This is a genomic window from Huintestinicola sp. (genome assembly GCF_050874005.1).
Taxonomy (GTDB): Bacteria; Bacillota; Clostridia; order Oscillospirales; family Ruminococcaceae; genus Huintestinicola.
The window spans coordinates 142,002-162,839 of sequence record NZ_JBNMJV010000001.1; the positions used below are offsets into that span (position 1 = coordinate 142,002).

The window sequence follows — 20,838 nt, forward strand, 5'->3', positions numbered from 1 at the left end:
TGCGATACACACGGCAGCGTTGAGACAATAATATCAATTCAATTGTGATTTCCGGTATCAGGCAGGTGTATTCCTGCCTAATGCCGTATTTCGCTGTTAAGGAAGGAGTTAATGCGCTGTGATACAGATGCAGACTTATTTAAAGGTCGCTGATAACACAGGTGCCAAGGAGCTTATGTGCATCAGAGTTCTCGGCGGTACACGCAGAAGATATGCTAATATCGGCGATGTTGTTGTTGCTTCCGTTAAAAAAGCAACACCAGGCGGCGTTGTTAAGAAGGGCGACGTTGTTAAGGCAGTTATCGTTCGTTCCGCTAAGGGTCTCCGCAGAGAGGATGGCACTTACATCCGCTTCGATGAGAACGCAGCAGTTATCATCAAGGAGGACAAGAACCCCAGAGGAACACGTATTTTTGGACCTGTTGCAAGAGAGCTTCGTGACAAGGATTATATGAAGATCCTTTCCCTCGCTCCTGAGGTTCTTTAATGGAGGTGCCGCAAGATGAATAAGAAGTTACACGTTAAAACAGGCGACACTGTTGTTGTTCTTTCCGGTAAGGACAAGGGCAAGAAGGGCAAGGTACTCGAGGTTTCCCCCAAGGAGCAGAAGGTCATCGTTGAGGGTCTCAACATCGTTACCAAGCACGTTAAGCCCCGTCAGATGGGTCAGCAGGGCGGCATCGTTAAGTGCGAAGCTCCCCTTTATGCCTGCAAGGTAATGGCTGTTTGCCCCCACTGCGGCAAGCCCACAAGACTCGGTCACAAGATCGAGGCTGACGGCACTAAGACCAGAGTCTGCAAGCACGCAGACTGCGGCAAAGCATACTAATGAAAGGAGTTACCTACAATGGCAGCAAATCTTAAGGAATTATATGTCAGCACAGTAGCTCCCTCACTTATGAAGAAGTTCAGCTACAAGAGCGTTATGCAGATACCCAAGATCGACAAGGTCGTTATCAACGTAGGCGCAGGCGAGGCTAAGGACAACTCCAAGGTCATCGATGCTATTATGAACGACCTCGCACTTATCACCGGTCAGAAGCCTGTTGTATGCCGTGCTAAGAAGTCGGTCGCAAACTTCAAGATCCGTGAGGGCATGCCTATCGGCGTTAAGGTCACTCTCAGAGGCGAGAAGATGTACGAGTTCCTCGACAGACTCTTCAATGTTGCATTCCCCCGTGTTCGTGACTTCAGAGGAATCAACGGAAACTCCTTCGACGGCAGAGGCAACTACTCCACCGGTATCAAGGAGCAGCTCATCTTCCCCGAGATCGAGTACGATAAAATTGATAAGGTTCGTGGTATGGATATCAATATCATCACTACCGCTAACACCGACGAAGAAGCAAAAGAGCTGCTCGAGCTTATGGGCGCTCCCTTTGCTAAGTAATTGGGAGGTTTAATTAAATGGCTAAAACTTCAATGAAGATCAAGCAGCAGAGAACTCCTAAGTACTCTACCAGAGCTTACAACAGATGCAAGATCTGCGGACGTCCCCACGCTTATCTCAGAAAGTTCGGCATTTGCCGTATCTGCTTCAGAGAGCTTGCTCACAAGGGTCAGATCCCCGGAGTCAAGAAGGCAAGCTGGTAATCTCCGCTTCGCTTATTACGCTAAATTTATCAAGGAGGTTATGGTATGCAAATTACCGATTCAATTGCTGATATCCTTACAAGAATCCGTAACGCCAACACCGCTAAGCACGCTACTGTTGACGTGCCCGCTTCCAATATGAAGAAGTCTATCGCTCAGATTCTTGTTGATGAAGGTTATATCAAGAGCTATCAGATAATCGACGACGGCAAGCAGGGTATTATCAGAATTACCCTCAAGTACGGCGAAAATAAATCTCAGGTCATCACCGGTCTGCGCAGAGTTTCCAAGCCCGGCCTTCGCATTTACTCCAGCTGTGAGGATATGCCCAAGGTCATGAAGGGCCTCGGTATTGCCATTGTGTCTACTTCCAAGGGAGTTATGACTGACAAGAAGGCAAGAGAGCTCAATGTCGGCGGCGAAGTCCTTGCATTTGTATGGTAAGGAGGAACTAAAGCTATGTCAAGAATAGGCAGAAAGCCCATTGCTGTTCCCGCAGGCGTTGACGTTAAGATCGACGGCACTACCGTTACTGTTAAGGGTCCCAAGGGCACACTCACCAAGTCCTTCCACAAGGATATGATAATCAAGCTGGAAGGCAATGAAATCATCGTTGAGCGTCCTTCCGAGGATAAGCTCCACAAGTCCCTTCACGGACTTACAAGAACCCTCGTTTCCAATATGGTTGAGGGCGTTACTACAGGCTTCTCCAAGTCTCTCGACATCGAGGGTATCGGTTACAGAGCTCAGAAGCAGGGCAAGAACCTGGTCATGAACCTCGGTTTCTCCCATCAGGTCATCGTTCCCGAGATCGACGGCATCACTATTGACGTTCCCTCTGCTACTAAGATCGTTGTTAACGGCATCGACAAGCAGGTGGTTGGTCAGTTCGCAGCTGAGATCCGTGAGAAGAGACCCCCCGAGCCTTATAAGGGCAAGGGTATCCGCTACACCGGCGAGCATATCATCCGCAAGGAAGGTAAGGCCGGTAAGGGCAAGAAGTAATTCTTTCCTACGGTTTTTTCATTCAATACGAAAGAGAATGGGACAGTATCGCACTACTATTCTCCAGTTTGAAAAGGAGTTGAATTTAAATGGTTAAGCAGATGAACAGAAAGGCTGCAAGAGCTAAGAGACAGGCAAGAGTTCGTTACAAGATCAGCGGTACCGCTGCTTGCCCCAGACTTAATGTTTTCCGCAGCGCTAAGCATATCTACGCTCAGCTTATCGACGATGTTGCAGGTGTAACTCTCGCAAGCGCTTCCTCTATGGACAAGGGCTTCGAGGGCAACGGCGGCAACCAGGACGGCGCTTTCAAGGTTGGCGAGGCTATCGCTGCTGCTGCTAAGGAAAAGGGTATCACCGATGTTGTTTTCGACAGAGCAGGTTACCTTTACCACGGCAGAGTTGCTCAGCTCGCTGACGGCGCAAGACAGGGCGGTCTTAACTTCTGATCCTATATGATCGGATACACTTTTAAAGGAGGTTATACTTTTGGCTAAGATAGACGCTACAAACCTTGAACTTACCGAAAAGGTCGTTGCTATCAACAGAGTTTCCAAGACTGTTAAGGGCGGCCGTATCTTCAAGTTTGCCGCTCTCGTTGTTGTCGGCGACGGCAACGGTACTGTAGGCTTCGGTATCGGCAAGTCAGGCGAAGTTCCCGACGCTATCCGCAAGGGTATCGAGGACGCTAAGAAGAATTTAACTAAAATCGCACTCAGAGGCTCAACTATTCCTCACGAGGTCATCGGCGAATTCGGCGCAGGCCGTGTTCTTATGAAGCCCGCTGCTCCCGGTACCGGTGTTATCGCAGGCGGCCCCGTTCGTGCTGTTATCGAGGTTGCAGGAATCAAGGACATCAGAACTAAGTCCCTTCGTTCAAACAATGCCTGCAACGTTGTAAGAGCTACCCTTCAGGGTCTCACAAGCCTTCGCAGCGCTAAGGAAGTTGCTGCTGTAAGAGGCAAGTCCGTTAAGGAAATTTTAGGCTAAGGAGGATGACTGAAATGGTTACTATTAAGCTTGTAAAAAGTCTTAACAGCTGCAAAAAAGACCAGATCGCTACTGCTCATTCTCTCGGTCTTAGAAAAATCGGCGACACTACTACTCAGCAGGATAACGCTGCTGTTCAGGGTAAGATCAGAAAGATTGCCCACCTCATAAATGTAACTAACGCTTAAATTGCAGGGAGGTGCGATTAGTATGAAGTTATTTGAACTTTCTCCTGCCGCAGGCTCCGTTAAGGACGTCAAGAGAATCGGCAGAGGCCACGGCTCAGGCAACGGCAAGACTGCCGGCAAGGGTCACAAGGGACAGAATGCACGTTCCGGCGGCGGCGTAAGACCCGGCTTTGAAGGCGGTCAGATGCCTATGACAAGAAGAATCCCCAAGAGAGGATTCAACAACATTTTCGCTGTAAAGTATTCCACTGTTAATGTTTCCGACCTCGACAAGTTTGTTGACGGTACTGTTGTTGACGCTGAGCTCCTCGCGGCAAGCGGTCTCATCAAGAAAACAGCTAACGGAGTTAAGATCCTCGGCAACGGTGAGCTTTCCAAGAACCTTACTGTTAAGGCTCAGGCATTCTCCGCTTCCGCTAAGGAAAAAATCGAGAAAGCAGGCGGGAAGGCTGAGGTGATGTAATGTGGTTGAGACCTTGCGCAATGCTTGGAAAACACCTGAGCTGAGAAAAAAGCTCTTATACACATTACTCATTATCGTTATTTTTCGTCTCGGATGCGCTGTTCCCGTTCCCTTCCTTATCCCTACCGCTCTTGCAGGTATGGTTCAGGACGGTAACATCTTCGGCTACCTCGATATGCTGTCGGGTGGTGCCCTTTCTAAGGGAACTGTTTTTGCGCTTTCCATTCAGCCTTATATCAATGCTTCGATCATTGTTCAGCTGCTGACATATGCACTTCCTCCTCTGGAGTCACTTCAGAAAGAGGGCGAGGAGGGCAGGAAAAAGCTTCAGAAGATCACAAGCTTTGTTGCTCTTGCCATTTCGCTGGTAATGTCCTATGCGTATTACCTCACTATGAGAAGTCAGGGCGCTGTTCAGTACACTTCGGGCTTTGAGGGCGTTTTCGCTGCTATAGTTATTATAGCGGTTTTCACGGCAGGTTCAAACCTTATCGTTTTCCTCGGAAACCTGGTAAACGAGAACGGTATCGGAAACGGTATCTCCATTATCCTCTTTGCAGGTATCGTGGCACGATTCCCCACCGATATTATTGATATGTTCAAGGTCGCTATGTCCGACAAGCAGAAGTATCTCGGCCTTGCGTTCCTTGTACTCGTTATTTACGTCGCTATGATTGCATTCATCGTTGTTATGAACAATGCGGAAAGACGTATCCCCATTCAGTATGCCAAGCGTGTTGTGGGCAGAAAACAGTACGGCGGTCAGAATACTCACATTCCCGTCAAGATCGCTATGAGCGGCGTTATGCCTATCATTTTTGCGATGGCGTTTATGTCCATTCCTCAGACATTGGAAATGTTCATTAAGAGACCCACTAATCCTGAGGGCTTCTGGCAGAACTTCTATGTAGGATTCCTGAATTTCTTCAATTTCAACGGAATCTGGTATGCTATTATTTACTTTGTTCTTATTATTGCATTCAACTATTTCTATGTTTCAATGCAGTATAATCCTATAGAGATCGCTAACAACCTCCGTCAGAACAACGGCGGTATCCCAGGCATCAGACCCGGTAAGCCTACAAGCGATTTCATTCAGAGGGTGCTTTCAAAGATCACTCTCATCGGCGCTGTTTGTCTCGGTATCATCGCTATCTTCCCCATTCTGTTCCATATGGCAGTTCCTGCTATGAATATTTCTATGGGCGGTACCTCGATACTGATCATCGTAAGCGTCGCTCTCGAGACCGTCAGAACTCTCGAATCCCAGATGATGATGCGTCACCACAAGGGCTTCCTTGAGTAATACAAACCGATACAACAGAAAGGCGGAAATGTAATGAATCTTATTCTTCTCGGCGCTCCCGGCGCAGGCAAGGGTACTCAGGCTGAGGTCATCAGCAATACCCTGAACATTCCCCAGATCTCTACCGGCAACATTCTCAGAGCTGCTGTTAAAAACGGCACAGAGTGCGGTCTTAAAGCCAAGAGCTTTATGGACGCAGGCGCTCTCGTTCCCGATGAGGTCGTTATCGGCATTCTCAAGGACAGGATCGCTGAGGACGACTGCAAAAACGGTTTCATTCTTGACGGTTTCCCCAGAACTGTTCCCCAGGCTGAGGCTCTCGAGGCTATGGGCGTTCAGATCGACAAGGTAATTGAAATTTCCGTTCCTGATGAAGCTATCAAGGCACGTCTCGGCGGAAGAAGAGTTTGTGAATCCTGCGGCGCTACCTACCACATCGAATTTAACCCTCCCAAGGTAGAGGGCAAGTGCGACAAGTGCGGCGGCAACGCTGTTCAGCGTAAGGACGACGCTCCCGAAACTGTTGTTGACAGACTCAAGACTTATCACGAAGCAACCGCTCCTCTCGTTGATTTCTACAAGGGAAAGGGCAAGCTCACTACCGTTTACGGTCAGAGCGAAGTCTCCGAGACTTCCAAGCTTGTTCTTGAAGCGGTCAATGCCTGAATTTTTTAAAGAAGGCGCAAAATGATCAGTGTAAAATCTAAATCCGAATTGGAAAAGATGCGTTTAGCCGGACAAATTTCGGCTAACGCTCTCCACTACGGTGGACAGTCCATCCGTGTGGGTATGTCGACCTATGAGCTTGACAAGATCATTCACGATTATATCGTTAAACACGGCGCAAAGCCCAATTTCCTCGGCTACGGGGGATTTCCCGGCTCAGCCTGCATTTCGATAAACAATAAGGTGATCCACGGTATCCCCTCCAAGCACGAATTCATCAAGGACGGCGATATCGTAAGCATCGACACTGGTGCTTGCATTGACGGCTTCAACGGCGATAATGCTTATACGTTTGCTGTCGGTAATGTTTCTGAGGAAGCAAGACAGCTTCTCCGTGTTACTGAAGAATCCCTTTACAAGGCGATAGAACAGGCTGTTGTGGGCAATCGCATAGGCGATATATCCCACGCTGTGGAGGAGCACGTCACTTCTTATGGATACGGCGTTGTCAAACAGTATGTCGGTCACGGCGTGGGGGCTACTCTCCACGAATCTCCCGAGATCCCGAACTTCGGTAAGCCCGGAAGAGGTCCGAGACTGGTTGCAGGTATGACTCTCGCCATCGAGCCTATGATCAATGCGGTAGGAGAGGAGGTAAAAGTCCTTCCCGACGGCTGGACCGTGTTGACTAAATCAGGTTCACTCTCTGCTCACTTTGAGCATACAGTCGCAATCACGTCCGATGGTCCCGTAATTCTTACTAAACCAACTATTATTTAAGGGGGACGCTGATGTGGAAAGCTTAAGCGGCAGAATAGTCCGCAGCTGTGCCGGAAGGGACAAAGGTAACTTCCTCGTTGTCATCAGAGCGGATGAATGCTTCGTTTATGTGGCAGACGGCAAGGAACGTAAACTCGCTTCTCCAAAAAAGAAAAGCTTAAAGCACGTTAAACTTACCAATACTGTTATTGATACGGAGTCTCTGACCGACAAAAAGCTCAGAAGCGTTATTTTGGAGTATTCAACTGCTTCTAAATTTTAACCGAAACTACATCCAAGGAGGCTGTCAGCTTGTCTAAGGAAGATGTTATTGAGATTGAGGGCACGGTTATCGAAGCTCTCCCCAACGCCAACTTTCAGGTTGAGCTTGCTAACGGACATAAGATTCTTGCTCACGTATCGGGCAAACTGAGAATGAACTATATCAGAATCGTTCCCGGCGACAAGGTTACTGTTGAAATGTCCCCATATGACCTTACTAAGGGCAGGATCACATGGAGAGCCAAGTGATACGGATCACCGCTAACTGCTGATTTCTTCAGCACAACACTCAAGAAGGAGGAATTATAATGAAAGTAAGACCTTCAGTTAAGCCTATCTGCGAAAAGTGCAAGGTTATCAAAAGAAAAGGCAAAATTATGATCATATGCGAAAATCCTAAGCATAAGCAGCGTCAGGGCTGATTGCTGTAGCTGCTCTAAGCAGCTTGAAATAAGGATTAAAATAGCCATAACACACTGGGCGAAAGTCCAAATTTTATTCGGAGGTGTATTTTTAATGGCACGTATTGCCGGTGTTGACCTTCCCAAGAATAAGAGAGTTGAAATTGGACTCACTTATATCTACGGTATCGGTCGTAAATCTGCGGAAACTATTCTCGCAAACACAGGTGTAAACCCTGATACAAGAGTTAAGGATCTCAGCGAAGACGATGTTGCAAAGCTTCGTGACTACATCGACCACAACTTTATCGTTGAGGGCGATCTGAGAAGAAATGTTGCTCTTAACATCAAGCGTCTCGTTGAAATAGGTTGTTACAGAGGCGTTCGTCACCGCAAGGGTCTCCCCGTAAGAGGTCAGAGAACCAAGACTAACGCAAGAACCCGCAAGGGCCCCGTTAAGACAATCGCTAACAAGAAGAAGTAAGGAGGGATTGAACAATGGCTCAGGTTAAGGGTAAAAAGACTACCATCAGAAGACGTCGTGAACGTAAAAATATTGAAAATGGCGCTGTTCATATCCAGTCCACTTTCAACAATACTATTGTAACTATCACCGATACTCAGGGCAATGCTCTTTCGTGGGCATCTGCAGGCGGTCTCGGTTTCAGAGGCTCCAAGAAGTCCACTCCTTTCGCTGCTCAGACTGCTGCTGAAACTGCTGCAAGAGCTGCTATGGAGCACGGCCTCAAGACTGTTGAGGTTTACGTTAAGGGTCCCGGTGCAGGAAGAGAAGCTGCTATCAGAGCTCTCCAGACCGTTGGTCTCGAGGTAAGACTTATCAAGGATGTTACTCCTATTCCTCACAATGGCTGCCGTCCTCCCAAGAGAAGACGTGTCTAATTTTCAGGAGGTGTTATTGAAATGGCTTTAAATAAAGAACCTATCCTCAAGAGATGCAGATACCTGGGTATCAGCCCTATGGTTATGGGCGTTTCTAAGGAGTCCAAGAGAAATCCCGGCGCTAACAGCAGAAAAAAGGTTTCCGAGTATGGTATGCAGCTCAAGGAAAAGCAGAAGCTGAAGTTCATCTACGGCGTACTCGAAAAGCCCTTCTATCATTATTTTGAGATCGCTTCCAAGATGGAGGGTAAGGCCGGTGATAACCTTATCACTATCCTCGAATCCAGACTTGACAATGTTGTTTACAGAATGGGTCTCGCTCTCACAAGACGTGAGGCAAGACAGCTTGTTACTCACAGACATTTTACTGTTAACGGCAAGCGTGTTAACATTCCCTCTTACCGCATCAAGGAAGGCGACGTTATCGCTCTCTACGAGGGAAGCCGCAGCAGCACTAAGTTTAAGGATGTTGTTGAGCAGACTGCTACAAGAGTTGTTCCCCTCTGGCTTGAGGCTGACAAGGATAACTTCTCCGCTAAGGTAGTTCGTATGCCTAACGTTGAGGATCTCGATTACGAGACTCAGACACACCTTATCGTCGAGCTGTACTCCAAGTAATAGCTTCAGATATACTATGCACCGCTTTCCTGCGGCGCATAGGATATGTACGTTTACTAACAATGCGACTATAGGAGGGTTATACTAATGCTTGAAAAAATCGAAAAGCCGGAAATTGATACCGTTAAGCTGGACGTAAACGGCACATACGGTATGTTCGTTCTCGCTCCTCTGGAGCGCGGCTATGGTACTACTCTGGGCAACAGCCTCAGACGTGTACTGCTCTCCTCGCTTCCGGGTGTTGCCGTTACTTCCGTGAAGATCGACGGCGTTCACCACGAATTATCCACTATTCCCGGGGTTAAGGAAGACGTTACTGAGATCATTCTTAACCTTAAAGGTCTGACTGCAAAGCTTTACGGCGAGGGCCCCAAGACCATCTATATCGAGGCTGAGGACGAGTGCGAGGTTACTGCAGGCGATATCAAGACCGATTCTGAGGTCGATATCCTTGTTCCCGATATGCACATCGCTACTCTCGGCAAGGACGCAAAGCTTTATATGGAGATCACTATTGACCGTGGCAGGGGCTACGTTCCCGCTGAAAAGAACAAGCAGCTTTTCAATCTCGGCATCGACGTGATCGCAGTTGACTCTATTTACACGCCTGTACTGAAGGTAAACTTCCGTGTCGAGGATACTCGTCTCGGTCAGGTTACAGATTATGACAAGCTTATTCTTGAGGTATGGACAGACGGTACCGTATCTGCAAAGGAAGCTGTGTCTCAGGCAGCCAATCTCCTCATTGAGCATCTGAAATCATTCAGCAATCTTTCCGATGAGTCCGCTATCACCGAAATTATGGTTGAAAAGGACGATAAGGGCAAGGAGAAGATCCTTGAGATGACCATTGAGGAACTTGACTTATCAGTACGTTCCTTTAACTGCTTGAAGCGTGCGGGAATCAATACCGTTGAAGATCTGATAAGCAAATCAGAAGAAGAAATGATGAAGGTTAGAAACCTCGGTAAGAAGTCCTTCGACGAGGTTAAGGAGAAGCTCCAGTCCCTGGGCTTTGACCTTAGCAGCGAGGAAGAATAACCGTTCAATATTTGGTAAGGAGTGAAAATCAATGCCGGGAACCAGAAAACTGGGCAGAACAAGCGACCATAGAAAGGCTATGCTGAGAGCTATGGTTACATTCCTGCTTGAGAATGGCAGAATTGAAACTACAGTTACCAGAGCGAAGGAAGTTCGCTCTATGGCTGAGAAAATGATTACAACAGCTAAGACCAATGACCTTCACGCTAAGCGTCAGGTTCTTGCTTATGTTACTAAGGAAGATGTTGTCAAGAAGCTTTTTGACGAGATCGCTCCCAAGTACGCTGATGTAAACGGCGGCTACACAAGGATCGTTAAGATCGGCCCCCGTCGTGGCGATGCTGCTGAGATGGCAGTTATCGAGCTTGTTTGATCGTAAATAAGTAAGTTTTCCCCCTGTTCCGGTTGGAGCAGGGGGATTTTTCTGCATATATTTGCAAAAATGAATCTTGCTCAGTACTTTCTTCTGCATAGAAATAAATTTCTTGATGTTTACAGTCAGAACATATGCAGGACATCACCTTATAGATAAAGAATTATCCCCCGAATGCAGTTGCTATACAAATTACTGCATTTCGGGGGATATATGATCTGTCAGCTCAAGATAGAAGCTTTATCAGGCATTGCTTTTGCCAAACTCGATGCTTATTACCGTACCCTTTCCAACTTCGCTCTGCAGGTTTATCACGCCGCCGTGAAGCGCTGCGCCGTGCTTTACGATGGACAGTCCCAGACCTGTTCCGCCTGTTTCCTTGGAGTGGCTCTTGTCCACACGATAGAAGCGCTCGAATATCCTTGCCTGATGTTCGGGGGGGATACCGATACCGTTATCGGAGACTTTAAGGATACAGCCCGAGGGTGTTTTTTCAAGGCTTAGCTCAACCTTGCCGCCCTTGTTGTTGTAGGCGATACCGTTGTCGCAGAGGTTATAGACCATTTCGTGAAGGACGGGTCTTACGCCCCGAACAGACACCCTTTCAAGGCTGCTTTCAAGGAAAATTCCTCTGTGCTGCGCCTTTTCGCTAAGTTCGGAAATCACGCTCTTACAGATATCGTCAAGATAGACCTCTTCAAACTCCTGAATAAGTCCGCCTTCGTCAAGACGGGATATCTTAATTATATCCTCAATAAGTGCCAGAAGTCTCATTGCCTCGGAATGGATATTTCCTGCAAAATGGGGGATATCCTCTTTTTTTACAATGCCCTTTTCGATGATCTCCGCTGCGCCCATAATGGAGGTGAGGGGAGTTTTCAGCTCGTGGGACACGTTTGCGGAGAATTCCCTTCGCATTTTTTCGGCGTTCTCTCTGTCTGTCACGTCAACGATGAACAGTACGGCGCTGTATTTCTTCGCTTCGGTAACGGGGCTTGCTGTAAGGCTGTAGGTCCTGCCGTTCTTTTCAAGAAGGGCATTTCCGTAGCCGCCTTCGAGAGCTGTTTCAACAGCATCAAGGTATTCCCTGTCACGGCAGAGACGGGTATAGCTGCCTGTGGCATTGCTCCCTAAAATGCGCTGTGCTGCGGCATTTGCAGACAGTATATTTCCGCCGCTGCCGAATATTACCAGTCCCTCGCTCATATTTCCCGTTATACAGGAAAGCTCGCTTTTCTGCTCGGAAAGCTTCTCAATCTGAGCGTTTATTTTTTCATTCTGCTTATCCATTCTCAGAAGCAGGGGAGCAAGCTCGTCGTAGGTGAGATTTTCACCGGGAGCGTCAAGGTCAAGATCGTTTATGGGACGGATTATTGAGCGTGTGAGCAGTCCTGCCATCACAAGGGAGAAAACAAAAATAAGCACTCCGATGAGGATAAGCCATAAAGTAAGGTGGCTCAGAAGTCCCAGAACGCTCTTGGTGGTGTTCGCTATTCTGATAACGCTGCCGTTTTTTAGTTTTACGGCGCAGTAATAGGTATGTTCGCCCATCGTGTCGGAGGCTCTCAGAGCGGTTCCGATACCTTTTTCCAGCGCTTCGGATATCTCGGGGCGGTCAAGGTGATTGCCCATTTCCGATATTTTTGAAAAGTTGTCGTAAAGCACCGTTCCGTCAGGGGAGATAAGGGTGATACGGTTGCCGCTTTTATGGCCTGCTTCTGATATGTATTCCTGTGCAGACTCGTCCTCAAGGCTGTCTATGGTTGTAGAAACAATAGCCGCCTCGTTTCGTATTTCCTCACGAAGCTCAGCGGTCATTGCGTTGTACATTACTCCCGTTACGCAGGCAAGGCATAGGATAAGTGCGATAAGAGAGCTTGAAAATATGCTGAAAAATATACGGTTTTTCATTTTCATCGGATCAAATTACACCTTCTTTGTTATCCGCAGACCTTGTAGCCAACGCCACGGACAGTCTTTATTATCTCTGCGCCGCTTCCAAGCTTCTGGCGGAGAGTTTTTATATGCACGTCCACCGTACGGGTCTCGCCTGCACAGTCGTAGCCCCATATGCTTTCAAGAAGATTATCTCTTGTGAGGACGGCGTTTTTGTTTTTCATAAGTATGCGGAGCAGTTCAAATTCCTTTAATGTCAGCTCCGCAGGAACTCCGTCAACGGTTACGATATGGCTTCGGATATCAAGCTCCACCGCTCCGCAGCTGAGCACGTCTCCGCAGGCAATGCTTTCCGTACGTTCTGCACGTCTCAGCACAGCTTTTATCCGGGCGATAAGCTCCATCATTCCGAAGGGCTTTGATATGTAGTCGTCTGCGCCGCAGTCAAGTCCTGTGACCTTGTCGTATTCGGAGTTTTTCGCTGTTACCATTATTACGGGGAAATCATAGCCGCCTCGTCTCAGCCGCTTCATTATCTCAATGCCGTCCTCTCCGGGCAGCATTATGTCAAGCAGCAGGAGCTTGGGGACATTTCCTGCCGAAAGCTCCGCAAAAAGCTCTTCGCCGTTTTCAAATCCCTTGGCTTCAAAGCCTGTGGTTTTCAAAGTGTACAGCACAAGCTCCCGTATGCTGCTGTCGTCTTCCGCATAGTATATCATTTTTCTGACCTTCCTTTCCGAGAGCGGGTGCTGCGTAAGTTATGCGTTTCCGTGCTCTCCTGTTATGGAAAATACCACCCACTCGGCAATGTTTGTGGCGTGGTCGCCTATGCGCTCAAGGTATTTGGCTATCATAACGATGTCAAACACCGTTTCGCCAAGCCCCGGATTTTCCGCTATTATATTTATTATATCACCTTTTATCTTAATAAACAAGCCGTCAACTTCATCATCGTCAGAAATGACTTTTTTTGCGCCATCCATATCAAGCTTTACAAAGGCATCTACGCTGGCTGTGACCATCTTTATAGCGGCTTCAGCCATTCGGGTGATGTCCTCCCTGCACCTGCTGCCTGCCTCGTCCATACGGCAGAATTTTATGAGATTTGCGATATCCGCTGCCTGATCTCCGATACGCTCCATATCGGTTATCATTTTTAGTGCAGAGGAAATTGTACGCAGATCTCTTGCAACGGGCTGCTGCTGGAGTATGAGCTTCATACAAAGCCCTTCAATGCTTCTTTCCATATGGTCAAGCTCACGCTCGGTCTCCTTGACCCCGTCCACAAGGGCGGTATCGTCGTTGAGAAGCGCCTTTACTGCCATTGAAATAGCAGTTTCGCACAGCGCTCCCATTTTTATCAGGCTTACGTTCAGCTCTTCAAGCTGCATTTCAAATCTATTTCTCATAAGTAAGATTATCCTTTCGTGCGGGTGACGACCCGCGGCGACCTCGTTGGTGGGTTTTGAGATATTCTTTTCGTTTGTGGCTCGGTAACGTTAGTTTTGCTCAAATTATCCTTTCGTGCGGGTCGACACCCGCCTCTCGCCTTAGCCGAAACGTCCTGTTATGTAGTCCTCGGTGCGCTTGTCCTTGGGAGCGGAGAAAAGCTTTTCGGTCCCGTCAAACTCCACTATCTCACCCAGCAGGAAAAAGGCTGTGCGGTCGGAAATTCGGGTAGCCTGCTGCATATTGTGGGTGACGATGACAATGGTGTACTTTTCTTTGAGGCTTATGGCAAGATCTTCTATCTTGTTGGTGGAGATGGGGTCGAGAGCCGATGTGGGTTCGTCCATAAGCAGGACATCAGGCTCTACTGCCAGAGCACGGGCAATACACAGTCTCTGCTGCTGACCGCCGGAAAGTCCCAGGGCGCTTTTCTTGAGTCTGTCTTTAAGCTCGTTCCATATAGCGGCGTCGGTAAGGGATTTTTCCACGATCTCGTCAAGCTTTGCCTTTGAGTGTATGCCGTGAGTACGGGGACCGTAGGCAATGTTGTCGTAAACGCTCATAGGGAAAGGATTGGGCTTCTGGAAAACCATTCCTACCTTTTTTCTGAGGAAATTCACGTCCATTCCGTTATAGATATCCTCTCCGTCAAGGAGTACCTTTCCGTCGATAACGCAGCCCTCAACCAGGTCGTTCATTCGGTTGAGACTCTTGAGAAGCGTGGATTTTCCGCAGCCCGACGGACCTATAAAGGCGGTTATCTCACCGGTGGGAATGTTGATAGAGACGTCTTTTAATGCGTGGAATTTTCCGTAATGGAGATTTAAATGCTCGATTTCAAATTTATTCATCTGAGTTTTCCTTTCGGATATGTTTTTTACTTCGATATCTTCTTAGCGATAAAGGAGGAGAGCATATTTATGAGCACCACGATGATAAGCAGCACTACAGCGGTTGCGTATGACTGCTCTGCGGCAAGTCCCTCGTTCCACAGGGCATAGAGGTGAATTGCAAGTGTTCTTCCCGAACCCATAAGAGTGTCGGGTATCTGTGCAACTGTGCCTGCGGTGAAGATAAGTGCGGCGGTCTCTCCTGCGATACGTCCTATGGCGAGAATAACGCCTGCGAGTATTCCGGGTACGGCAGAGGGAAGGACTACTGTAAACACAGTCCTGAGCTTTCCTGCGCCAAGACCGAAGCTTCCTTCTCTGTAGCTGTCGGGAACGCTTCTGAGGGCTTCCTCGGTGGTTCGCATAATAAGGGGGAGTATCATTATGGAGAGGGTAAGTGCACCTGCCATCATACAGTAGCCCCATTTAAGCTGCGACACGAAAAGCAGATATCCGAAAAGTCCGTAAACTATGGAGGGGATACCCGAAAGTGTCTCTGTGGTTATTCCCACAAGGGTCACAAGCTTATTGCCTCTTTTAGCGTATTCCACAAGATAAATAGCCGAGAACACTCCGAGAGGTACGGCGATAAGCAGGGACACAAGGGTCATTGTGACGGTGTTTACCAGCGCAGGGAAAAGGGACATATTCTCGGTGGTGTATTCGGGGGCGAAAAGTTCAAGGGAAAGGTTTGGTATGCCCTTGTACAGGATATAGATTATTATGCTCAGAAGGGACAGAAGGGTTATTCCTGCGGAAAGCCACACTGCGCCGCCAAGCAGCGCTGACTGCACCTTTGCGCCTAAGCCTGCTCTTGACTTGCTGCTGTCCTTTTCTGCAGGAATTGCGGCGGCGGAAATATTATTCATAGAACTTTTCCTTTCAGACATTTGAGGTTTTTCTCTTTATTACCGAGAATGTGAGGTTTATGAGAAGAATGAACACGAAAAGCACCACCGCTGTTGCGATAAGGGCTTCTCTGTGGAGGTCTGCGGCATAGCCCATTTCAAGGACTATGTTTGCGGTCATTGTACGCACGCCCTGAGTGAGTTTTTCGGGGAGAACTGCCTGATTTCCCGCAACCATTACCACCGCCATTGTTTCGCCAACGGCACGTCCTATTCCGAGGATAACTCCTGCAAGTATACCCGACTTTGCCGCAGGGAGAACAGCGAAGAACACGCTTCTTTCGTGGCTTGCGCCAAGTCCCAGAGAGCCTTCGTAATAGCTTTCGGGAACGGCTCTTATGGCGCTTTCAGAAACGCCGATGATAGTGGGGAGTATCATTATGCCAAGCACTATGGAGGCTGCAAGCATACTTGTTCCGCTGCCGCCGAAAAGCTTTCTGATGAGGGGGACTATGACCATAAGTCCGAAAAAGCCGTAAACTACCGAGGGTATGCCTGCAAGCAGTTCTATGGCAGGCTTTACCACCTTATAAATTCCCTTGGGGCAGAACTTTGCCATAAATACGGCGGTGAGTATCCCTATGGGAACGCCTATGATTATTGCTCCTGCGGTAACGTAAAGGCTGCCGATTATCATCGGGAATATGCCGAAGGTATCATTCGATGGCTTCCAGACCTTTCCGCCAAGGAAATTTCCTGCACCTATCTCAGCTATGGCAGGTATGCCGTTTGCAAAGAGAAATACGCATATCAGCACCACCGCAAGTATTGATATGCAGGCGGAGATGGCGAACACGATATGCATAGCTTTTTCTTTGAAGTTATTCATATTGGATTTGGTTACGCTCCTTTCCCGGTATTCACGTGTGTCTCTCACCGTCTGTGACAGTGAGAGACACGCTCATAAATGGTACTTAACTTAGTCAACAAGGATTTAGTCAACGAGTGACTCCCAAGTTGTGATATTTCCCGTATAGATATCCTTTACCTCGTTTGCGGTAAGCTCTGCAACGGGGTTATCGTTGCTTACTATAACGGTGATACCGTCCATTGCGATAACTGTGGAAACTGCGCCCTTTTCGGTCTCGCTGTCTTTAAGCTCTCTTGAAGCCATTCCGATATCGCAGATGCCGTCTATTGCACTGTTTACGCCTGTGGTGGAGTCACTCTGGTTAACTTCAACGGTAACGTCGGGGTTAACTGCAACATATGCTTCCTTGAGCTTTTCCATAACGGGAGTTACGGAGGAGGAGCCTGCTACTGTTATTGTGCCGCTCTGCTTGGTTCCGGAATATGCGGGTGCGTCGGAAACGGGGATATAATTATCACCTTCGATAACAGCCTGTCCGTCGGCGGACATAATGAAGTCGATGAAATCCTGTGCGAGAGGAGATACGTCCCCTGTGGTAACGATATTGAAGGGACGGGAGATCTTATATGTTCCGTTCTTGATATTGTCGGCTGTTGCTTCAACACCGTCTATTTTAAGAGCCTTAACGGTATCGTCAAGTGCGCCGAGGGAGATATAGCCGATAGCGTACTCGTTCTGGGACACGCTGGTTTTCATAACGCCTGTGCTCTGGGTGATGGATGCGGTGTCGATGGTATAGTCGATCTTCTCGCCCTGATCGTTTTTCTGTTCAACGCCGAAAAGCTCTACAAATGCGCCTCTTGTTCCCGAACCGTCCTCTCTGGAGATAACGGTGATGTCGGAGCTTGCCTTAAAATTGCTTCCGCCTGCTGCGGCTGTTGTTTCGGCTGCTCCTGCTGCGGTCGTTGTTTCATTTGTGCCCGAGCTGCTTCCGCAGGCTGCGAGTGCTCCGCATAATGCCATTGCGGCAGCTGCTGCCATAATTCTGCTTGTTGTTTTTTTCATTACAAATCTTCCTTTCGGTAAATCTCCTGATTTACTTTTTTCACAATTCTTTTTTATCGCTTCTTTGCGGTACGATTAAATAATACACCGCCAATGTAAAATCCGAAACCCGACTTTTGTAAAATCGAGGTAAAATCGGCAGGAGGCGTTTATATTATTATATTTCGCTGCGGGTTAATTTTATGTAAAATTATAATTTTACAGGGCGGCAGGGAACTTAAATTTGGAAAAAAGCTCCCTTGACTTCATATATTCTTTTATGGTAAAATGATATTACAATTTTATAAGGACAACGACACACGTTTTACCCGGCGGCTTTGCCGTCAAGGTATGTAAATCTGATCACGGTACTGCAAGTTTCTTTACGATGATCGGGTATGCATTGGGCAGGACGTGTGATTTTTTTGTCCCAAAATTTTATGTCAGGAGAGATATTTATGCCGAAAAACAATTTTGAAAGAGGGATATTTGCCCTTATGACGGTGCTTGTTACCGTTCACGCTTATGTATTTTACAGCCTTTACACCGTAAACGGCAATATGCTTATGAGCATAACGGGTGAAACAAGCGTGCTTGAAGCCATCAATGCAAACGGCGGAGTTTATATGCTGGGGAGATATGTTCCCATATGGGCGGTGGTGCTTACTGAGTTCTGCTTTGCATATTGCCTGGAAATGCTTGTGGGAAGTCCCTGTTCGTTTAAGCTGGCGTGTAAGGTGTTCGACCCACGGAGCACTCACCCCGTGCTGTTTGAGACGGCTGTCATATGCGCTACTGTGGGAATAATGTGCCCTGCTATGAGCTTTATTGCCGCCTGGCTTTATTATCCTTATTACAAGGGCTTTGACATTTTCACCCTTCTTGCTGACTGGCTGAAGCTTGTCTGCTACAATTTTCCTTTTGCGTTCTTTACTCAGCTTTTCTTTATCCAGCCCCTTATCCGCACACTTTTTAAGGCGATTTTCAGAAATAACAAGGAGACTGCGGCTGAAACTGCATAAAATTTGTACCCGTCCGAGAAGCTTCTATCGGGCGGGTACAAATATATCTCTATCTTTATAATTTAATATTTATATTCTTTAAATTAAAAAATCGCCGCCTTTGACAAATATCAAAAGCGGCGGAATCTATATGTGTAATATTTTTATTCCTCAGCAGAGTTCATTGCCGTATTCACGCAGTCCTCGCAGGACTTTATCTGATTTAACAGAGCCGAAGCGTATTCGGGGTGATCCTCGGAAATGGAGTTTGTGGTTATCTGAACATTCTGCATAGCGCCGTTTTTTGCGGCATTTTCCGCCTGAGCCTTTTTAAGCTCCATTGCGGCTGAGGTAAATCCGTCCGCTCCGGGGGAGTCAACGGTAAAGAAGCGGCGGTCGTTCTTGGGATTTGCGGAGTATATCACCCTGAAAATGCGGTATACCGCAAGGCTCAGATATCCTCTGACGCTCTTTTCAAGAGCGGCGTCCTCAAGAGCGTTCAGAAACGAAAATATCAGCTTTTCCGAATTTATAAGCATTTTCTGAGGAGCTGTAAGCTTGTCCGTTCCGCTCTCGGCGGCATCATTATGGGGAGCATTGTCTGCCTTGCCCATAGGCTCGGCGCATCGTCCTAAAAGATAATCGCAGGAAACGTTATAGTAATCCGCAGTGTTTACAAGAAATTCCAGTCCGCATTCTCTTATGCCCTTTTCGTAATGGGATAAGAGCGCCTGGGAAACTCCGAGGTCGGCGGCTGCCTGCTTCTGACTTATATTCCGCTCCTTGCGAAGCAGGGTAATTATACGGGGGAAATCCGTATTCACAAAAGCACCTCCGACCAAAAAAGTAAACCGTAACGTAAAAAATAACTCTACATAATGTAAATTATATAACATAACGTACAATTTGTAAAGAGTTATTTCGGCAAAAGGTCATAGAAAAATGTAACTTTTTTGTGAACGGAACATATTTCGGCATTTTTGTACCTAAACTTTGCATAATTTTCCATAATTTCGGAGAGAGAAAGCATAATATATCTATCGGCGGAGAATGGTTTACAATGTTCAAACCAAGTTTAGGTGCGACCTCGCTGCAGGTCGTCACCCGCCGTCATAGAATACCTTATACTTTTTCTCCGAATGGGAATATGCGCTCATTACAAGTCCCAAACCGATGTACATTGACAAAGTGGAGGTGCCGCCCTGGCTTAAAAAGGGCAGGGGCACGCCGATAACGGGCATTGCTCCGAATACCATTCCGAGATTTAGTATACAATGTATGCATATCATTGCGTAAACGCCGACGCATAGGTATTTTCCCGTATCATCTTTGGCGATACGGGAGTCCGCCATTATTTTGAGGCAGATGTAGGTAAGTACCGCAACCACCGCCATACAGCCCACAAATCCCAGGGTCTGACCAACGTATGTGAATATGAAGTCGTTTGCCGCCTCGGGTACTTTTACGTATTCGCCGCCGAAAAGTCCCTTGCCGAAAAGCTGACCCGAGCCGAGAGCGGTCTTGCTCACTCTCTGGTGATAGCCAATTCCCAGAGGGTCAAGCTCCTCGTCAAAAAGTACAAGAAAACGTGTTTTCTGGAAGGGCTTCATCACCTTTGTCCACACAAAGTACAGGGCAAAGGGGAGAGCGGCGGCGCAGGGCAGGATATATTTCCAGGATATCCCTGCGGAGAACATCATTATAACAAATATCATCAGAAAAACGCTGGCCGTTCCGTCGTCGCCCTGGAGAATTACGATGACTGTGGGAATGGCGGCGTGTGCGCAGAGCAGCAGCACGTTTGACAGCTTGTTTATCCTGTCGCCTACCTTTGACAGGTGGAGGGCGAAGGTGGTCACAAAGGTTATTTTCAGAAGCTCTGAGGGCTGTAAGGTCATAAAGCCTAAGTCTATCCACGCTCTGTCGCCGTAGACCTCAATTCCCAGCTTTGTGAACACCAGCAGGGAGAGAATTATGGACAGGGGAGCGTACAGCACCCACATTTTTATTATCCTGTTGTAGTCCATTGCCGACAGCATAAGGGCAATGACCCAGCCTGCAATGACAGCTATCGCCTGAGTTTTGTAAAGGCTTGAATTGACCTCAATGGTAGCTGCGCCGTTTACAACTATGGAATAAAGCAGTATCACGCTGAAAACCGACAGCGCTGCTGCCGCAAGAAAAAGCATTTTGTCAAGCCTGCGGAAATACTGCCCGATATATCGGAGAAGCGCTTTCATATTTTTTCCTATCA

Annotated in this window: 31 protein-coding genes; 22 read left to right on the top strand and 9 right to left on the bottom strand. The window is 47.7% G+C overall.

Features of this window, described 5'->3' with window-relative positions:
- Positions 1-118 precede the first annotated feature (118 nt).
- From rplN to rplQ, 21 genes are all read left to right on the top strand, one after another.
- Entirely contained in the window at positions 119-487 is a 369-nt protein-coding gene (rplN, locus tag ACR0QN_RS00710; protein WP_178727397.1) for a 50S ribosomal protein L14, read from the top strand.
- Positions 488-502: 15 nt separating this feature from the next.
- The gene (rplX, locus tag ACR0QN_RS00715; protein WP_432649270.1) at positions 503-829 is read left to right on the top strand and encodes a 50S ribosomal protein L24; all 327 of its coding nucleotides are present in this window, start codon (positions 503-505) and stop codon (positions 827-829) included.
- An 18-nt stretch (positions 830-847) separates the two neighbouring features.
- Positions 848-1,390, top strand: a complete 543-nt coding sequence (rplE, locus tag ACR0QN_RS00720; protein ID WP_022475285.1) for a 50S ribosomal protein L5 — start codon at positions 848-850, stop codon at positions 1,388-1,390.
- Positions 1,391-1,407: 17 nt separating this feature from the next.
- The gene (locus ACR0QN_RS00725) at positions 1,408-1,593 is read left to right on the top strand and encodes a type Z 30S ribosomal protein S14 (RefSeq protein WP_178727395.1); all 186 of its coding nucleotides are present in this window, start codon (positions 1,408-1,410) and stop codon (positions 1,591-1,593) included.
- 45 nt (positions 1,594-1,638) lie between these two features.
- The gene (gene rpsH / locus ACR0QN_RS00730; protein WP_432649271.1) at positions 1,639-2,037 is read left to right on the top strand and encodes a 30S ribosomal protein S8; all 399 of its coding nucleotides are present in this window, start codon (positions 1,639-1,641) and stop codon (positions 2,035-2,037) included.
- Between the two features lie 15 nt (positions 2,038-2,052).
- Positions 2,053-2,598: a 50S ribosomal protein L6 gene (gene rplF, locus ACR0QN_RS00735; RefSeq protein ID WP_432649272.1), complete on the top strand. Its 546-nt coding sequence runs from the start codon at positions 2,053-2,055 to the stop codon at positions 2,596-2,598.
- A gap of 89 nt (positions 2,599-2,687) precedes the next feature.
- Positions 2,688-3,047, top strand: a complete 360-nt coding sequence (gene rplR, locus ACR0QN_RS00740; RefSeq protein WP_432649273.1) for a 50S ribosomal protein L18 — start codon at positions 2,688-2,690, stop codon at positions 3,045-3,047.
- A 40-nt stretch (positions 3,048-3,087) separates the two neighbouring features.
- Complete coding sequence (gene rpsE / locus ACR0QN_RS00745; RefSeq protein WP_178727391.1) at positions 3,088-3,588, top strand: 30S ribosomal protein S5; 501 nt, start codon at positions 3,088-3,090, stop codon at positions 3,586-3,588.
- A gap of 14 nt (positions 3,589-3,602) precedes the next feature.
- Positions 3,603-3,776: a 50S ribosomal protein L30 gene (gene rpmD / locus ACR0QN_RS00750; protein WP_432649274.1), complete on the top strand. Its 174-nt coding sequence runs from the start codon at positions 3,603-3,605 to the stop codon at positions 3,774-3,776.
- Between the two features lie 22 nt (positions 3,777-3,798).
- Positions 3,799-4,239: a 50S ribosomal protein L15 gene (gene rplO / locus ACR0QN_RS00755; RefSeq protein ID WP_432649275.1), complete on the top strand. Its 441-nt coding sequence runs from the start codon at positions 3,799-3,801 to the stop codon at positions 4,237-4,239.
- 1 nt (position 4,240) lies between these two features.
- Positions 4,241-5,545 carry a preprotein translocase subunit SecY gene (secY, locus tag ACR0QN_RS00760; protein WP_432649276.1) on the top strand — a complete coding sequence of 435 codons (1,305 nt, stop codon included), beginning with the start codon at positions 4,241-4,243 and terminating at the stop codon, positions 5,543-5,545.
- A 33-nt stretch (positions 5,546-5,578) separates the two neighbouring features.
- The gene (locus ACR0QN_RS00765; RefSeq protein WP_432649277.1) at positions 5,579-6,211 is read left to right on the top strand and encodes an adenylate kinase; all 633 of its coding nucleotides are present in this window, start codon (positions 5,579-5,581) and stop codon (positions 6,209-6,211) included.
- A 21-nt stretch (positions 6,212-6,232) separates the two neighbouring features.
- The gene (gene map, locus ACR0QN_RS00770; RefSeq protein WP_432649278.1) at positions 6,233-6,991 is read left to right on the top strand and encodes a type I methionyl aminopeptidase; all 759 of its coding nucleotides are present in this window, start codon (positions 6,233-6,235) and stop codon (positions 6,989-6,991) included.
- A 13-nt stretch (positions 6,992-7,004) separates the two neighbouring features.
- Positions 7,005-7,253, top strand: a complete 249-nt coding sequence (locus ACR0QN_RS00775) for a KOW domain-containing RNA-binding protein (protein WP_432649279.1) — start codon at positions 7,005-7,007, stop codon at positions 7,251-7,253.
- Between the two features lie 29 nt (positions 7,254-7,282).
- On the top strand, positions 7,283-7,501 hold the full coding sequence (gene infA / locus ACR0QN_RS00780; protein ID WP_178727384.1) for a translation initiation factor IF-1: 219 nt from the start codon (positions 7,283-7,285) through the stop codon (positions 7,499-7,501).
- A gap of 59 nt (positions 7,502-7,560) precedes the next feature.
- Positions 7,561-7,674, top strand: a complete 114-nt coding sequence (gene rpmJ, locus ACR0QN_RS00785) for a 50S ribosomal protein L36 (protein ID WP_178727383.1) — start codon at positions 7,561-7,563, stop codon at positions 7,672-7,674.
- 94 nt (positions 7,675-7,768) lie between these two features.
- A complete protein-coding gene (gene rpsM / locus ACR0QN_RS00790; protein WP_432649280.1) occupies positions 7,769-8,137 on the top strand; it encodes a 30S ribosomal protein S13 in 369 nt (122 codons plus the stop codon).
- A 14-nt stretch (positions 8,138-8,151) separates the two neighbouring features.
- Complete coding sequence (gene rpsK / locus ACR0QN_RS00795; protein ID WP_178727381.1) at positions 8,152-8,553, top strand: 30S ribosomal protein S11; 402 nt, start codon at positions 8,152-8,154, stop codon at positions 8,551-8,553.
- 21 nt (positions 8,554-8,574) lie between these two features.
- Positions 8,575-9,171, top strand: coding sequence for a 30S ribosomal protein S4 (rpsD, locus tag ACR0QN_RS00800; RefSeq protein ID WP_432649281.1), 597 nt, complete (start codon positions 8,575-8,577; stop codon positions 9,169-9,171).
- 87 nt (positions 9,172-9,258) lie between these two features.
- Positions 9,259-10,212, top strand: a complete 954-nt coding sequence (locus tag ACR0QN_RS00805) for a DNA-directed RNA polymerase subunit alpha (protein ID WP_432649282.1) — start codon at positions 9,259-9,261, stop codon at positions 10,210-10,212.
- Between the two features lie 31 nt (positions 10,213-10,243).
- Positions 10,244-10,585: a 50S ribosomal protein L17 gene (gene rplQ / locus ACR0QN_RS00810; protein WP_432649283.1), complete on the top strand. Its 342-nt coding sequence runs from the start codon at positions 10,244-10,246 to the stop codon at positions 10,583-10,585.
- Positions 10,586-10,828: 243 nt separating this feature from the next.
- On the opposite strand, the gene ACR0QN_RS00815 is transcribed toward rplQ, so the two are convergent.
- The 7 genes from ACR0QN_RS00815 to ACR0QN_RS00845 all read right to left on the bottom strand — a co-directional run bounded on the left by ACR0QN_RS00815 (position 10,829) and on the right by ACR0QN_RS00845 (position 17,604).
- The gene (locus tag ACR0QN_RS00815) at positions 10,829-12,502 is read right to left on the bottom strand and encodes an ATP-binding protein (RefSeq protein WP_432649284.1); all 1,674 of its coding nucleotides are present in this window, start codon (positions 12,500-12,502) and stop codon (positions 10,829-10,831) included.
- A 23-nt stretch (positions 12,503-12,525) separates the two neighbouring features.
- Positions 12,526-13,200 carry a response regulator transcription factor gene (locus ACR0QN_RS00820; RefSeq protein WP_432649285.1) on the bottom strand — a complete coding sequence of 225 codons (675 nt, stop codon included), beginning with the start codon at positions 13,198-13,200 and terminating at the stop codon, positions 12,526-12,528.
- Between the two features lie 39 nt (positions 13,201-13,239).
- Complete coding sequence (gene phoU / locus ACR0QN_RS00825) at positions 13,240-13,890, bottom strand: phosphate signaling complex protein PhoU (protein WP_432649286.1); 651 nt, start codon at positions 13,888-13,890, stop codon at positions 13,240-13,242.
- Positions 13,891-14,031: 141 nt separating this feature from the next.
- The gene (pstB, locus tag ACR0QN_RS00830; RefSeq protein WP_432649287.1) at positions 14,032-14,781 is read right to left on the bottom strand and encodes a phosphate ABC transporter ATP-binding protein PstB; all 750 of its coding nucleotides are present in this window, start codon (positions 14,779-14,781) and stop codon (positions 14,032-14,034) included.
- Between the two features lie 26 nt (positions 14,782-14,807).
- Positions 14,808-15,689: a phosphate ABC transporter permease PstA gene (gene pstA / locus ACR0QN_RS00835; protein WP_432649288.1), complete on the bottom strand. Its 882-nt coding sequence runs from the start codon at positions 15,687-15,689 to the stop codon at positions 14,808-14,810.
- A 13-nt stretch (positions 15,690-15,702) separates the two neighbouring features.
- Positions 15,703-16,557 carry a phosphate ABC transporter permease subunit PstC gene (gene pstC / locus ACR0QN_RS00840; protein WP_432649289.1) on the bottom strand — a complete coding sequence of 285 codons (855 nt, stop codon included), beginning with the start codon at positions 16,555-16,557 and terminating at the stop codon, positions 15,703-15,705.
- A 105-nt stretch (positions 16,558-16,662) separates the two neighbouring features.
- Positions 16,663-17,604, bottom strand: a complete 942-nt coding sequence (locus tag ACR0QN_RS00845; RefSeq protein WP_432649290.1) for a substrate-binding domain-containing protein — start codon at positions 17,602-17,604, stop codon at positions 16,663-16,665.
- Positions 17,605-18,041: 437 nt separating this feature from the next.
- On the opposite strand from ACR0QN_RS00845, the gene ACR0QN_RS00850 reads away from it, so the two are divergent.
- Positions 18,042-18,605 carry a hypothetical protein gene (locus ACR0QN_RS00850; RefSeq protein WP_432649291.1) on the top strand — a complete coding sequence of 188 codons (564 nt, stop codon included), beginning with the start codon at positions 18,042-18,044 and terminating at the stop codon, positions 18,603-18,605.
- 143 nt (positions 18,606-18,748) lie between these two features.
- Here ACR0QN_RS00850 and ACR0QN_RS00855 read toward each other — a convergent pair whose 3' ends face one another.
- Both ACR0QN_RS00855 and ACR0QN_RS00860 read right to left on the bottom strand, forming a co-directional pair.
- Entirely contained in the window at positions 18,749-19,408 is a 660-nt protein-coding gene (locus ACR0QN_RS00855) for a helix-turn-helix domain-containing protein (RefSeq protein WP_432649292.1), read from the bottom strand.
- A 276-nt stretch (positions 19,409-19,684) separates the two neighbouring features.
- Positions 19,685-20,824 (bottom strand): FtsW/RodA/SpoVE family cell cycle protein, encoded by a 1,140-nt coding sequence (locus ACR0QN_RS00860; protein WP_432649293.1) that lies wholly within the window; start codon positions 20,822-20,824, stop codon positions 19,685-19,687.
- Positions 20,825-20,838: the final 14 nt, after the last annotated feature.